The organism is Saccharopolyspora tripterygii (assembly GCF_054778355.1).
Map to the genome: position 1 here is coordinate 210106 of NZ_BAAGZP010000020.1, position 14379 is coordinate 224484.

Annotated in this window: 13 protein-coding genes; 8 read left to right on the forward strand and 5 right to left on the reverse strand. The window is 69.4% G+C overall.

Annotated elements, in window-relative coordinates:
• The first annotated feature begins 142 nt into the window (after positions 1–142).
• The 5 genes from mtrB to secA all read left to right on the forward strand — a co-directional run bounded on the left by mtrB (position 143) and on the right by secA (position 8558).
• On the forward strand, positions 143–1891 hold the full coding sequence (gene mtrB / locus ACYVF3_RS16930) for an MtrAB system histidine kinase MtrB (RefSeq protein WP_461155189.1): 1749 nt from the start codon (positions 143–145) through the stop codon (positions 1889–1891).
• Positions 1891–3612: an LpqB family beta-propeller domain-containing protein gene (locus ACYVF3_RS16935; RefSeq protein WP_461155190.1), complete on the forward strand. Its 1722-nt coding sequence runs from the start codon at positions 1891–1893 to the stop codon at positions 3610–3612. The genes mtrB and ACYVF3_RS16935 overlap by 1 nt, the downstream gene beginning before the upstream one ends.
• Positions 3613–3661: 49 nt before the next feature.
• A complete protein-coding gene (locus ACYVF3_RS16940; RefSeq protein WP_461155191.1) occupies positions 3662–4345 on the forward strand; it encodes a ComF family protein in 684 nt (227 codons plus the stop codon).
• Positions 4346–4766: 421 nt separating this feature from the next.
• Positions 4767–5450: a ribosome hibernation-promoting factor, HPF/YfiA family gene (gene hpf, locus ACYVF3_RS16945; protein WP_461155192.1), complete on the forward strand. Its 684-nt coding sequence runs from the start codon at positions 4767–4769 to the stop codon at positions 5448–5450.
• A gap of 231 nt (positions 5451–5681) precedes the next feature.
• Positions 5682–8558: a preprotein translocase subunit SecA gene (gene secA, locus ACYVF3_RS16950; RefSeq protein ID WP_461155193.1), complete on the forward strand. Its 2877-nt coding sequence runs from the start codon at positions 5682–5684 to the stop codon at positions 8556–8558.
• A gap of 69 nt (positions 8559–8627) precedes the next feature.
• Here secA and ACYVF3_RS16955 read toward each other — a convergent pair whose 3' ends face one another.
• Positions 8628–8702 (reverse strand): 50S ribosomal protein bL37, encoded by a 75-nt coding sequence (locus tag ACYVF3_RS16955; RefSeq protein WP_425474184.1) that lies wholly within the window; start codon positions 8700–8702, stop codon positions 8628–8630.
• 184 nt (positions 8703–8886) lie between these two features.
• Between ACYVF3_RS16955 and ACYVF3_RS16960 the strand changes: the two genes are divergently transcribed.
• Positions 8887–9102 carry a biotin/lipoyl-binding carrier protein gene (locus ACYVF3_RS16960; RefSeq protein ID WP_461155194.1) on the forward strand — a complete coding sequence of 72 codons (216 nt, stop codon included), beginning with the start codon at positions 8887–8889 and terminating at the stop codon, positions 9100–9102.
• 40 nt (positions 9103–9142) lie between these two features.
• Positions 9143–10636: a histidine kinase N-terminal domain-containing protein gene (locus tag ACYVF3_RS16965; RefSeq protein WP_461155195.1), complete on the forward strand. Its 1494-nt coding sequence runs from the start codon at positions 9143–9145 to the stop codon at positions 10634–10636.
• Between the two features lie 283 nt (positions 10637–10919).
• Here ACYVF3_RS16965 and ACYVF3_RS16970 read toward each other — a convergent pair whose 3' ends face one another.
• Positions 10920–11174, reverse strand: a complete 255-nt coding sequence (locus ACYVF3_RS16970; protein WP_093413759.1) for a WhiB family transcriptional regulator — start codon at positions 11172–11174, stop codon at positions 10920–10922.
• A gap of 246 nt (positions 11175–11420) precedes the next feature.
• Positions 11421–12347, reverse strand: coding sequence for a diacylglycerol/lipid kinase family protein (locus tag ACYVF3_RS16975; protein WP_461155196.1), 927 nt, complete (start codon positions 12345–12347; stop codon positions 11421–11423).
• Between the two features lie 433 nt (positions 12348–12780).
• On the opposite strand from ACYVF3_RS16975, the gene ACYVF3_RS16980 reads away from it, so the two are divergent.
• Entirely contained in the window at positions 12781–13209 is a 429-nt protein-coding gene (locus ACYVF3_RS16980; RefSeq protein ID WP_461155197.1) for a hypothetical protein, read from the forward strand.
• A 7-nt stretch (positions 13210–13216) separates the two neighbouring features.
• Here ACYVF3_RS16980 and ACYVF3_RS16985 read toward each other — a convergent pair whose 3' ends face one another.
• The gene (locus ACYVF3_RS16985) at positions 13217–13684 is read right to left on the reverse strand and encodes a GNAT family N-acetyltransferase (protein WP_461155198.1); all 468 of its coding nucleotides are present in this window, start codon (positions 13682–13684) and stop codon (positions 13217–13219) included.
• A 78-nt stretch (positions 13685–13762) separates the two neighbouring features.
• Positions 13763–14350 carry a histidine phosphatase family protein gene (locus ACYVF3_RS16990; protein WP_461155199.1) on the reverse strand — a complete coding sequence of 196 codons (588 nt, stop codon included), beginning with the start codon at positions 14348–14350 and terminating at the stop codon, positions 13763–13765.
• Positions 14351–14379 lie beyond the last annotated feature (29 nt).

The window sequence follows — 14379 nt, forward strand, 5'->3', positions numbered from 1 at the left end:
GGTTCTCAGACGTCGTCTGGTGAGGACGCCGCGACGCCGTGTATTGGCATACATCAGGAGTGGCGCCCGGAGCCAGGCGGCGTCTGAGGTTCCGCTACCCGCACCGCTTCGCAGAACGAGTACTAACAGCCTTGAGGTCGTCGTGAGCGTGTGGACGCGCCATAGCCGCTGGGTGCGGTTGCTGAGCAGCCGTGTCCGCGAGGAGACGCGCGCCCGCTGGCACCGGTTCGAGGCGCTGTGGCGGCGGTCGATGCAGCTGCGCGTCGTCGTCAGCACGCTGGCTCTCTCGCTGGCCGTGGTGATCGTGCTGGGCATGGTCCTGCAGTGGCAGATCACCTCGCAGCTGCTGGACTCCAAGGAGCAGGGCGCGATCACGCAGGCCGAGGTGAGCCTGACGACCCTGGAGCGCGAGCTCGCCGCCGTCGACCCCAACTCCGACAGCGTCTCCGAACAGCTGCAGGCCGCGCTGAACCGGCTGACCACTTCGTCCTCCGGACACCCGACCTCCGAGACCGTGGCGGGCGCGTTCACCGCGGTGCTCGTGGACGGCCGAGCGCCCGGCGAGCGCAGCAAGCAGCCCGCCGCCGGCCCCATCGGGGACGTGCCGGAAGACCTGCGCGGGTTCGTCGAGCGAGGCCAGCTCGCCACCAAGATCCACACTGTGCAGCGGGGGAACGACGGCCCGGTCACCATGGTGATCGTCGGAACCCCGGTGTCCAGCGCGACCCGCCCGCTGCAGATGTACCTGCTGTTCCCGCTGACCGCCGAGCAGCAGACCCTCGCCGGCCAGCAGCGGACGCTGCTGGTCAGCGCCGCCGTCCTGCTGGCGCTGCTGGGAGCGATCACCAACCTGGTGACCCGCCAGGTCGTGCGCCCGGTGCGGCAGGCCGCGCAGACCGCCGAGCAGCTCGCCGAAGGCGACCTCGACAAGCGGATGCGGGTGATCGGCGAGGACGACATGGCCCGGCTGGCCGAATCCTTCAACGAGATGGCCGACAGCCTCAAGCAGCAGATCACGCAGCTGGAGGAGTTCGGCCAGCTGCAGCGCCGCTTCACCTCCGACGTCTCGCACGAGCTGCGCACCCCGCTGACCACGGTCCGGATGGCCGCGGACGTCCTGCACGCCTCCCGCGAGGAGTTCCCGCCCGGCCTGTCCCGCTCCACCGAGCTGCTGGTCGACGAGCTCGACCGGTTCGAGCTGCTGCTGGCGGACCTGCTGGAGATCTCCCGCCTCGACGCCGGCGTCGCCGACCTCTCCGCCGAACGGCTCGACCTGCACGAGATCGCCGACCGCGCCGCCGAATCGGTGCGCGCCATCGCCGACACCAGCGGCGTCGAACTCCGCGTGTTCCCGCCCCCCGACGGCTCCGACCTCGCCCTCGTCGCCGACGCCCGGCGCGTCGAGCGCATCATGCGCAACCTCGTCGCCAACGCCATCGACCACGCCGAAGGCGGCCCGGTCGAACTGCGCTTCGGCGGCAACGAGCAGGCGGTCGCCGTCACCGTCCGGGACTACGGCGTGGGATTGCGCAGCGGCGAGGCCGAGCTGGTGTTCACCCGCTTCTGGCGCTCCGACCCCTCCCGGAACCGGCGCAGCGGCGGCACCGGCCTCGGCCTGTCGATCAGCCTGGAGGACGCCCGCCTGCACGCCGGAACGCTGGACGCCTGGGGAGAACCCGGCGAAGGCTCCTGCTTCCGCCTCACGCTGCCGCGCAAACCGGGCAAGGAACCCGAGACCAGCCCGCTGTCGCTGCCCAGCACCCGGCGCATCGCGGCGCCCGAAGCGCTGCTGGCCGCCAACGTGGAACGGCCCGCCGAAGGGGAGGGCGAGCAGGAGGTCCGCGATCAGGGCCCGGCTCGGCTCACCGAAGAGTCATGGGAGGAGAAGTGATGGGCGCCCACCGGTCACGCAGGCTGGCGGCACTGCTGGTCCTGCTGCTGTCGGTGTCGTCCTGCGCTTCGATCCCGGAGAGCTCCGAGCCCAAGGCGGTCAAGGAGGTCGACGGCAGCAACGCGACCATCCCGATCAACCCGCCGCCGGACGACATCGACCCGCTGGCGCTCGTGCGCAGCTTCGTCGACAAGGCCGCCTCGCCGACCAGCGGCCACGAGTCCGCCCGCAAGCACCTCGCGCCGTCGATCGAGCGCAACTGGACGCCGCCGGCGGGCATGCTGATCGTGGAGAACGTCGACACCATCCCGGCACCCCAGCCGCAGCCGCTGCCCGACGGGGTCCAGATGGTGACGCTGCGGGCCGACCGGGTCGGCAGGCTGCTCGCCGACTCCTCGTTCGTGCCGGAGACCGGCGAGTTCACCGTGGACGTGCGCGTGGAGCGACAGGGCAACGGCCAGTGGCGGATCACGACCCCTCCGCCGGAGCTGGTCGCGAGCAAGACGTCCTTCAGCAGCGACTTCCGCCCGGTGCCCGTGTACTTCCTCGACCACGACCTCTCCGGTGTCGCACCCGACCTGCGCTACGTTCCTGCTCAGCCGGTCGCCACGGTGCCGCGACGGGTCACCGAGCTGCTCACCGCCGGGCCGTCGGAAGGGATGCGCGAGGCGATGCGCACCGCCATCCCGCCGGGCGTGTACCCCAAGACCAACGCCTCCGAGGCCGCGGACGGCGCGATGGAGGTCAACCTCAGCGATCTGGGCGAGGTCTCGGACGAAACCCGCAGGCTGATCGCGGCCCAGGTGGTCTACACGCTCGAAGGCGTGAGCAGCGCGCGCGTGCGCATCCGGGAAGAGGGCGTGACGCTGCTGCCCGACGGCAAGGACCTGCGCCCCATCGACATGGAGAAGTACGAGGCGGACAACCTGCAGCGCCCGGACCTGCCGGGCCTGGCGGTCGTCGACGAGCGCGTCCGGGTGCTCGACCGGCACGCCCGGCCGATCCCCGGACCGGCCGGATCCGGCGAGTACGACGTGGTGCGCGCGGGTCGCTCGCCGCACGGCGACAAGCTCGCCGCCGTCACCCGAAGGCCCGGCGGTGTGGCGCTGCGCGTCGGTGATTTCGGCGAGCAGCTCGCCGAGATGCCCACGGTCGGCAGCTACATGAGCAAGCCGACCTGGCGCGGCGAGGAAGAGGCGTGGACGGTCGTCGACGGCCGCGACGTGGTGCGCGTGGTCGACACCGGTGCCCAGTGGACGCCGCAACCCGTCGACGCCCGCGCGCTGCCGCCCGGTCGTCCCATCACCGACCTGCGGTTGTCCCGCGACGGCACGCGGATCGCGGCCGTCATCGACGGGAACGTGGTGATCGCCGGGGTCGCCGAGCAGGACGGCCGCGCCGTGCTGCAGCGCCCGGTGGTGCTGCGCGCGCCGCAGGACGCGCGCGTCACGTCGGTGGAGTGGCGGCAGGACGAGTCCCTGGTCGCGATCACCGACAGCAACAACTTCCCGGTCTTCGACCTGTCCGTGGACGGTTTCCGCTGGGAGCCCTACACCGCGGCCAACCTGGGCCAGCCGCTGACCGCGGTCACCGTCGGCCCTGGCGGGCAGGTGGTGGTCGCCGACCGCACCGGCATCTGGCAGGCGCAGGACACCGACGACGTCTGGTCGATCACCGAGGCTCCGATCAGCGGGGCTTCCATCCCCTTCTACCCGGGCTGATCCGACACGCGTCGGTGAGTCGGATCGGCGATCGCGTCATGATCCGCTGGTGCTCCACCGACTCCGCGAAGCGATCTCCGGCGTTGCCGACCTGCTGCTGCCGCAGCACTGCGTCGGCTGCGACGTCGCGGGCACCGCGTGGTGCTCGGTCTGCGCGGGCAGGCTCGGCGGGTTCCGCCGGGTCCACCGGCCGCTGCTCGGCGAAGCGCCACCGGTGTACGCCCTCGGGCGCTACCGGGGCGCGGCCCGGCGCGCGGTGCTGGCCTACAAGGAGTCCGGGCAGCGCGGGCTCGCCGTCCCGCTGGGCACCCAGCTGGCCACGGCGCTGCGGTCGATCACCGCGGAGGAGTCGCTGGAACCCGAGTGGTGGCTGGTGCCCGCCCCGTCACGGGCGGTCGCGTCGCGGCGGCGCGGAGGCGCGCACATGACCCGCATCGCGCGCGCAGCCGCGGTCGCGCTCGGCGAAGCGGGATTTCCCGCGCGGGTCGCCGACTGCCTGCTGACCGGTCCGGGGGCGGCGGACTCGGCCGGACTGACCCCGCAGCAGCGGCTCGACAACCTCGCGGGCCGGGTGGTGGTGCGCCCCGGAAGACTCCCACCGGAGGGGGCGCAGATCGCGTTGCTCGACGACGTGGTGACCACCGGAGCGACCGCGGCCAGCGCCGTGACCACCCTCGACGGGGTGAGGCGCCCGGTGGCTGCGGTGCTCGTCCTGACCGCGACGGCCGGCTGATCTCGACGAGTGAAAATCGCAGAACCCGTTCGGCCCAGGAACCTTCGCGCCCAGGTGTTCGTTCCCCCGGGGTGAGCTGGTTCAACGGACAGTCCGCAACCGTGCGCAGAGCTACGACGCTACCTACCCGAACGAGTGAACCACTCGTTCGGAGGCTCACCCCGGCCACGCCTGGCACCCAGCGTGATCTGCTGCTTTCGGCAGCAAACATCACTCTCGGTGGATGCTTGACTTCGCCCGTCTGAGGGGGTGTCACAAATCGATAAACCGAGCTAACGTGGCGAACCAATCCAGCCGAACCAAGGCGGAGGGAAGGAGCGAAAACCCATGTCCCTGGCGCCTTGAGAGAGCTGATCTCTCCTGACAAGGCGCCCCACCGTGCACACCTCGCCTACGGACTTGCAAGGAACGGAGGTCGTGAATGGATATCGTCGTCAAGGGTCGTAACGTTCAGGTTCCCGATCACTACCGGGAGCACGTCAACACCAAGATGACCCGGCTTGAGCGGTACAACCGGAAGGCCATTCGGGCGGAAGTGGAACTGTTCCACGAGAAGAATCCCCGCCAGGCCAAGAACTGCCAGCGAGTCGAGATCACTCTCAAGGGCAAGGGCGCTCCCATCCGCGCCGAAGCCTGCGCCGGCGACTTCTACGCCGCGCTCGACGCCGCGACGACCAAGCTGGAGAGCAGGCTCCGGCGCATGCACGACCGTAGAAAGGTGCACTACGGACAGCACAACCCGACTTCCGTGGCAGAGGCGACCGCAGCGATGGCGGACCGGCCAGTGGTGACCGGCCCGGTCGGGTCCGGCTCCGGTGGGGCCGAGGGCCGAACCGCGCTGCTCGAAGCGCCCCAGGAAGCACCTGCGCAGTCAGCCGAAGTTCCGGGACAGCGCATGACCGAGGAGGACGCGTACGCGCCCGGCCAGGTCGTGCGGGAGAAGGAGCACTCGGCCAAGCCGATGACCGTCGACGAAGCCCTCTACCAGATGGAACTGGTGGGGCACGACTTCTACCTCTTCGCGGACGCCGACAGCGGCCGCGCCAGCGTCGTCTACCGAAGGAAGGGATTCGACTACGGCGTGATCCGACTCGCCGACGCCTGAGCACACATCCGGGCGGCTCCGGCTCAGCCGAGCTCGCTCGCACGGGCGAGTCTGCGCCACGCCCGACCTGGACGGCTGTCCCCCGCGTACGGTGGTTCGCGGGGGACAGCCGTTTGTTGCGGTCCGCCAACGCTGGATCGGACTACGGCGTACCCCCGCAGCCAGCTCTAATACGATGGCCACAAAGCGTCCGTGACGGACGCGTCACGATCAGCTAGCGAGGTCGACCGGATGGTCCTGTCCCGACTGCTCCGCGCCGGCGAGGGCAAGATGCTCAAGCGCCTGCGCGCTATCGCAGCGCACATCAACGAGCTCGAAGACGCCGTCGTCGGTTTGTCCGATACCGAGCTGAGGGGCAAGACAGACGAGTTCAAGCGCCGCTACAGCGAGGGTGAATCGCTCGACGAGCTGCTTCCCGAAGCCTTCGCCGTCGCCCGCGAAGGGGCCAAGCGCACCCTCGGCCAGCGGCACTTCGACGTGCAGCTGATGGGTGGCGCCGCCCTGCACCTGGGCAACATCGCCGAGATGAAGACCGGTGAGGGCAAGACCCTGACCTGCGTCCTGCCCGCCTACCTCAACGCCATCACCGGCGAAGGCGTGCACGTGGTCACGGTCAACGACTACCTCGCCAAGCGCGACGCCGAGTGGATGGGACGCGTGCACCGCTTCCTGGGCCTCGAGGTCGGCGCGATCCTCGCCGAGATGACCCCCGAGCAGCGCCGCCAGGCCTACCACGCGGACATCACCTACGGCACCAACAACGAGTTCGGCTTCGACTACCTGCGCGACAACATGGCGTGGAGCCTCGCCGACTGCGTGCAGCGCGGGCACCACTTCGCCGTGGTCGACGAGGTCGACTCCATCCTCATCGACGAAGCCCGGACCCCGCTGATCATCTCCGGCCCCGCCGACCAGTCCTCCCGCTGGTACCAGGAGTTCGCCAGGCTGGCCCCGATCCTCAAGCGCGACGCCCACTACGAGGTCGACGAGCGCAAGCGCACCGTCGGCGTCACCGAAGAAGGCGTCTCGATCATCGAGGACCAGCTCGGCATCGAGAACCTCTACGAGGCCGCGAACACGCCGCTCGTCGGCTACCTCAACAACGCGCTCAAGGCCAAGGAGCTCTACCAGCGCGACAAGGACTACATCGTCCGCGACGGCGAGGTGTCCATCGTCGACGAGTTCACCGGCCGAATCCTGGCCGGGCGCCGCTACAACGAGGGCATGCACCAGGCGATCGAGGCCAAGGAAGGCGTCGAGATCAAGGCCGAGAACCAGACCCTGGCCACGATCACGCTGCAGAACTACTTCCGCCTCTACGACAAGCTCGGCGGCATGACCGGTACCGCCGAGACCGAGGCCGCCGAGTTCCACGGGACCTACAAGCTCGGCGTCGTGCCCATCCCCACCAACGAGCCGATGGCCCGCATCGACCAGCCCGACCTGGTCTACAAGGGAGAGCCCGCCAAGTTCGAGGCCGTCGCCGAGGACATCGCCGAGCGGCACGAGAAGGGCCAGCCCGTCCTCGTCGGCACCACCAGCGTCGAGCGCTCCGAGTACCTGTCGAAGCTGCTGACCAAGCGCGGCGTCCCGCACAACGTCCTCAACGCGAAGAACCACCAGCGCGAAGCCGCGATCATCGCCGAAGCCGGTCGCCTCGGCGCGGTCACGGTCGCCACCAACATGGCCGGCCGCGGTACCGACATCGTGCTGGGCGGCAACGTCGATCACCTCGCCGATGCCGAACTGCGCGAGCGCGGCCTCGACCCGGTCAGCAGCGGCGAGCAGTACGAAGCCGAATGGCCCGCCGTCGTCGAGAAGATCAAGTCCCAGGTCGACTCCGAAGCCGACCGGGTCCGCGAGGCCGGCGGTCTCTACGTGCTGGGCACCGAGCGGCACGAATCCCGGCGCATCGACAACCAGCTGCGCGGTCGTTCCGGTCGTCAGGGCGACCCCGGCGAATCCCGCTTCTACCTGTCGCTGGGCGACGAGCTCATGCGCAGGTTCAACTCCGCCATGGTCGAGACCGTCATGACGCGCCTCAAGGTGCCCGACGACGTCCCGATCGAGCACAAGATGGTCTCCAACGCGATCCGCAGCGCCCAGACGCAGGTCGAGCAGCAGAACATGGAGATCCGCAAGAACGTCCTCAAGTACGACGAGGTGATGAACCAGCAGCGCACCGTCATCTACGACGAGCGCCGCCGCGTCCTGGCCGGTGAGGACCTGCAGGAGCAGGTCATGCACATGCTCAACGACGTCGTCACCGCCTACGTCGACGCCGAGACCTCCGCCGGCTACGCCGAGGACTGGGACTTCGAGAAGCTCTGGAAGGCGCTGAGCTCGCTGTACCCGATCAGCATCAGCTGGGAGACGCTGGTCGAGGACGACGACGACCTCAGCAAGGAACACCTGCTGGAGCTGATCACCACCGACGCCAAGGAGACCTACGCCAAGCGCGAGGCCGAGGTCGACGGCAAGGTCGGGGCCGGCGGGATGCGGGAGCTCGAGCGGCGCGTCCTGCTCAGCGTCCTGGACCGCAAGTGGCGCGAGCACCTCTACGAGATGGACTACCTCAAGGAGGGCATCGGCCTGCGCGCCATGGCCCAGCGGGACCCGCTCATCGAGTACCGCCGCGAGGGCTTCGACATGTTCGGCGCGATGCTGGAAGCGCTGAAGGAGGAGTCCGTCGGCTTCCTGTTCAACGTGCAGGTCGAGGCCGCCGAGCCCGAGACCGCACCGGAGCAGCCCGCAATGCCGGTCTCGGTGAGCCAGTCCAACGGCGGCGTCCCGGAGGTCCCGCAGACGCCGCAGGTCCCGCAGGGCGGCGCTCAGCCCCAGGGCGCGCGTGCGCGCAGGGCCAAGCCCGCCTCGGCCGGACCGGCCCTGAGCCAGCTCGGCGGCCCCGGCGACGGGGAGCAGACCCCGGCCGCGCTCCGCGGCGGTGGCCTGCAGGCCCCCAGCAACCAGCGGCTGAGCTACTCCGGCCCGAACGAGACCGGTGAGGCGCAGCAGACCACCGAGCAGGCCGACGCCGACGCCCGAGGCGGCACCCGCCGCGAGCGCCGCGCGGCTGCCCGAGCGGACCAGAAGAAGAAAAAGCGCTGAACCAACGCGAAGGGCCCCGGACCGACTGGTCCGGGGCCCTTCGCGTTGCAGCGGCGGATGCCGCCGAGATCACGAGTTGGGGCGCTTGCCGTGGTTGGCGTTGTTCTTGCGCCGGTCCTTCTTCTTGCGCGCGCGCTTGCCCATAAGGCGACTCCCTCGAAGTTCGAACTTCACTCCAGCCCGGTGACCGCGAGTGATCAACTGACACCCGGTCTCCGCTGGGATTTCGAGCTTCCAGTCTGCCATGTCCGATACCTGCCGTCGGCGGGTGGTGGCCGTCATGGTTTCCTAAGCAGGGGCCGGTAGCGGCCGTGACGAGGAGGAAGAGATGGCCGAGGAGATCCGCGCCGAGATGGTGGCCAACGTCATGACGGTGTCGGTGTCCGAGGGTGACCCGGTCAACGACGGCGATTCGCTGGTGCTCCTGGAGTCCATGAAGATGGAGATCCCGGTGCTCAGCGAGGTTTCCGGCAAGATCAGCACCATGGCGGTGAAGCCCGGCGACGTCGTCCAGGAAGGCGATCTGATCGCCGTCGTCGAGTGACGACCCGCTTCGATCCGCGCAGCCGACCCGGGGGACCGACTTGTCCACGCTGAGTGATCTTCTCGCCGAACACACGGGACTGTCCGGCACCGCCGCCGACCACCTGCAGCTGGTGGTCGCCGAGTGGCAGCTGCTGAGCGACCTGTCGTTCGCGGATTTCATCATGTGGGTGCCGATCGGCCCGTCCGGAGCGCCGGAGGACCGCTTCCTGTGCGTCGCGCAGGCCCGGCCCACGACAGCGCCCACGGCCCACCCCGAGGACGTGGTCGGCTCCGAGGTCACCCAGGACGACCACCCGCAGCTGCGGAGGGCCGCCCTGGAGGGCCGGATCTGCCGCGAGGAGGACCCGCGCTGGCACCTGGGGGTTCCGGTCCGGCGCGAGACCATCCCGGTCAAGCTCGGCGACGAGATCGTCGCGGTGCTCAGCCGCGACACCAACCTCGCGGTGCCCAGAGTGCCCAGCCCGCTGGAGATCTCCTACCTCGGCAGTGCCGCGGACCTGTGCCAGATGGTCGCCGACGGCACGTTCCCCACGCCGGAACCCGCGCCCGACGTGCACACCAGCCCGCGCGTCGGTGACGGGCTGATCCGGCTGGACAACTCCGGCACCGTCGTGTTCGCCAGCCCCAACGCGCTGTCGGCCTACCACCGCATGGGCCACGCAGCGGACCTGGTCGGCGCGCAGCTGGCGCCGCTGACCCGGTCGCTGCTCAACGACCCGTTCGACGCGGACGAGGTCGCGCAGCGGGTCCGGCGCGCCATGGGCGGCGAGCCGAGCATGCGCATCGAAGCCGAAGCGCGCGGTGCCACGGTCCTGTTCCGCGCGCTGCCGCTGCGGCCGCGCGGGCAGTCGGCCGGCGCCCTGGTGCTGGTCCGCGACGTCACCGAGGTCAAGCGCCGGGACCGGGCGCTGATGTCCAAGGACGCGACGATCCGCGAGATCCACCACCGCGTGAAGAACAACCTGCAGACCGTGGCCGCGCTGCTGCGGTTGCAGTCGCGGCGCACCGGCAACAACGAGGCGCGACTGGCGCTCGACGAGTCCGTCCGGCGGGTCACCTCGATCGCGCTCGTGCACGAGACGCTGTCGATGTCGGTGGACGAGCGGGTGGACCTCGACGACGTGGTGGACCGGGTGATCCCGATGATGAGCGACGTCGCCGTCGCCGAAACCGGGGTGAAGGTCAGCCGCGGCGGGAAGTTCGGGGTGGTGTCGGCGGAACTGGCCACGCCGCTGGTGATGGTCCTGACCGAGCTGGTGCAGAACGCTTTCGAGCACGCCTTCCCGGAGGGTCAAGGCGGGGAAGTGGTTGTGCAGGCGGAGCGTTCGGCGCGCTGGCTCGACGTCGTCATCTCGGATGACGGTCGCGGCCTGCCGAAGGGATTCTCCCTTGAGCGCGCCGAACGTCTCGGCCTGCAGATCGTGCGGACCCTGGTGGAGTCGGAGCTCCGCGGGTCGTTGAGCTTGCGCGGTCGTGGTCATCAACGGGGTACCGAGGCGGTTTTGCGGGTGCCTCTGAAGTACCGACGATGAGGGCCCGTATGCTGGGCGCCACGCAGGTGCGTCGATCACTCGAGTGACATCCCCACGCGCCGGGGACGTCGGGCCGATCGGGTCGGTTTCCCCGGTTCCGGCTACCCCGTGACGATGGGGAGATCGGCTGGAACGTTCGGGACCGACATCGACGCTGATCGGCCGAGAGCTACTAGTCGGGGTCGGGTCAGTTCTTCGGTGCGAGGCCGTTGCGGCCGGGGCGAGACGGGCGGTCGGTCACCGGGGGTGCGACCGACCGGCCACGTGCTCAGCGAGCTGCTACTCAGGCGTTGGTGCGCGCCCGGGTGCGAGCGTTGCGACGCTTGAGGGCGCGACGCTCGTCTTCGCTCATGCCGCCCCAGACGCCGGCGTCCTGGCCGCTCTCGAGTGCCCAAGCCAGGCACTGAGAGGCAACCGGACAACGGCGGCATACGGCCTTCGCCTCGGCGATCTGCAGCACAGCAGGACCGCTGTTCCCAACCGGGAAGAACAGCTCCGGGTCCTCGTCACGGCAAACCGCATCGTGGCGCCAGTCCATTGTTCCTTGCTCCTCGCTAGGCGCGCCCATGCGCGCCGGTAGTTCGTTCGGGGTGTTTGTGAATGCTTTCACGGGGTCCGTGTGCTTGTGAATGCTTTCACGAACTGCCGCGATGTCAAGAGGTCGATCTAGGCCGGTGAGCGAACTCACCTGAAAGATCGACAGACCTGACCAGGGATTTCAATGTGCTCCCGGACTCAGACGGGGGTCACGAGTCGGCAGCGATGTCCATCCGTTACGAGAAGGTTATACAGCGACGCGGAGAGCGTTCGGGACTGAGGAGAACTCGATCGCCGATCGCTCACCCAGGCAATCGCCGTCCACCTGCAGGCGCAACGGCTCCGTACAGGCTACGCGCAGATGGGGCACATCCGCAGCCTGAATTGAGTTACTCCCGTGTGGTTTCCCTCTACCGCGTAGCATTTCCGCTACGTGTCGCAACACAGGGTAAGTGCTCATCTTGGTCAGCGCGAACACGCCGAGACCGGTGTCGAAGCTGGTCTCAGGGCTCATGCGGACCGCGGTGGAGCCCAGGTAGGTCCACGGGTCGGTGTTGGACACGAACACACTGTGTAGTAGCTCACTCGGGTGATCGTCACCGATTTGCAAGCTCAACTTCGGTTCCCCGCGGGCCATCCGCACGTAGCAGGACAGGGCGATCCGGGCATACAGGGCGGGCGTGGCTTCGCGACCGCGGGAGCGCTGGCGCTCCATCTCGGCGACCACCTCGGCGTCCCAGCCGATGCCGGCGTTGAAGGTGAACCACCTCTCGTCGGCCTTGCCCAGCCCGACCTCGCGCGTGCTGCGGGAAGCCAGCGCGCCCATCAGGTGGTGGGTGGCGTCCACCGGATCCTTGGGCAGGCCGAGCGCGCGGGCGAACACGTTCGCCGATCCGCCGGGCACCACGCCCAGCGTCGGCATCGCGGGATCACCCGGCCCGGCGACCTCGAACATGCCGTTGACCACTTCGTTGACCGTGCCGTCGCCGCCGTGCGCGATGACCAGGTCCGCGCCGTCCCGAACCGCGTCCCGCGCGGCCTCCGAGGCGTGCCCGAAGTGCTTCGTCTCCACGACCTCCAGCTTCAGCACGCTGGCCAGGGCAGCGGCGAGCACATCGCGGCCACTGGCCGTGGTGGAGGTCGCCTGCGGGTTGACGACGAGAACGGCGCGCACAACCCGAAGCCTAAGCGAGACGAATTCGTGTCCGTCGGGCGCGGGTGCCGGATCGTGCGAGACGCGAAGCGTCAGGTGGGCTGTCCGGTCACCTCCGAGGCCGATGCGGCTCGGGACCGGCTGAGGTGCGCGGCACGGGCGGATGAGGCGGGAGGACGCACCAGGAGCGGGTGCGTCGTGCCGCTGACCACCGGTTTCCGGTGACAACCGGATGCGTAACCCCGGAACGCACCCGATCGTTGTGCACCGGCTGCCGACGTGCACGCGGCGAGAACGACGGACACCCCGATATCCGCGAACGCCGCTTCAGCCATGAATCGATCATTTCCTCTGGTGCCCTGCGGCAGCTATGCGGCGATCGGGCGGTATTACCATCGAAAGTGCACACGCAGAGTCACTAGCGGGGTCGTGGCCCCGGTTCTGAGAGGCCTCCTTGTCTACCAAGACCGTTCCCCGCACGGTGCGCATCGCCGGCGTGCTGACCACGTTGCAGGCGGTGGCAGGCCTGATGTTCGTCGTGGCGCTGCTGATCCGCAGCGCCTCCACCGAGCTCGGCGGGGTCGGACAGCTCGAACGAGGCGAGACGTGGGGCGAGGCCGGTTACTACACGCTGCTGGCCGCAGGCGTGCTCGCCGCAGGCATCGGGCTGATCAAGGGCAAGCACTGGGCGCGCACCCCGGCGATGCTGCTGCAGCTGCTGCTGCTCGGCACCGCCTGGTACGCGGCCGGCCCGTCGGGACGACCGCTGATCGGCCTGATCATCGCCGTGCCCGCCGTCGCCGTGCTCTGGTTCCTGTTCAACCGCCAAGGCCGCGAGTGGTCGTTCCACGCGTCCATGGCGCCCGACGCCCGCGACGACTGACCGGGGCTCAGTCCCCGAAGGACCGCAGGGCCTCCCCGGTGAGCCGGTAGACGCTCCACCCGTCCATCGGGAACGCGCCCTGGGCCTTGTAGAACGCGATCGACGGCTCGTTCCAGTCGAGCACCGACCACTCCAGCCGCGCGTAGCCGCGCTCGACGCACTCGTGGGCCAGAGCCCGCAGCAGCTGCTTGCCCAGGCCCGAACCGCGGTGCTCCGGACGGACGTAGAGATCCTCCAGGTAGATCCCGTGCACGCCCTCCCACGTGGAGAAGTTCAGGAACCACAGGGACAGGCCGACGACGGCACCGTCCACTTCGGCCACGTGCCCGAACAGGGCCGGATCCGGCCCGAACAGCGCCGCGCGCAACTGGGCTTCCGACAGGTGGCAGGAGTCGGGCTCCTCCTCGTACGCGGCGAGCTCGTGCACCAGCTCCACCATCGCCGCCGCGTCGTCTTCGCGCGCCCGCCGGATCATCGCAGACCTCCACACACCAGAACCGAGCTCTTCCGGCCCATTCTGCGCGGTGGCGCGGTGATCGCGGCGGCAGGTGCTTCAGCCGTGCTGCCAGGCGGGGATGTTGGATCGCTGGACCTGCGGTACGCCCCGCTCGTAGCCGAGAACGGTGATCGCCGCGGCGTCGAGCGAGAAGTGCACGCCCGAGGCGATGGGCAGGTTCAGCCAGCGAGCGATCAGACAGCGGCTGAAGTGGCCGTGCCCGACGAGGACCACGTCGCTGTCGATGTCGCGCACCCGCTCCAGCAGGCCGTCGGTGCGGGTGGCGATGTTGGACGCGGTCTCACCGCCGGGGCAGGGGTGGCTCCACACCGTCCAGTCGGGAACGGTCTCGCGGATCTGCTCGGTGGTCAGCCCTTCGTAATCGCCGTAATCCCACTCCACCAGCAGCGGTTCGGTGACCACGTCGGAGAGACCGGCCAGATCCGCGGTCCGCTGGGCGCGCTTGCGGGGACTGCACAGCACCTGCACGGGACCGGCGGGGCGCAAGGTCGTCAGTGCCTGGCCCGCCTGCCGCGCCCGCAGCTCACCTTCGACGGTGAGGGGCACATCGGTGCGGCTGGTGTGCTGGCCGGTCAGGGACCACTCGGTGGTGCCGTGCCGGAGGATGTAGACGCGCTGCTCCACGGATCGCAGCGTACGGATCCACCGAGCTT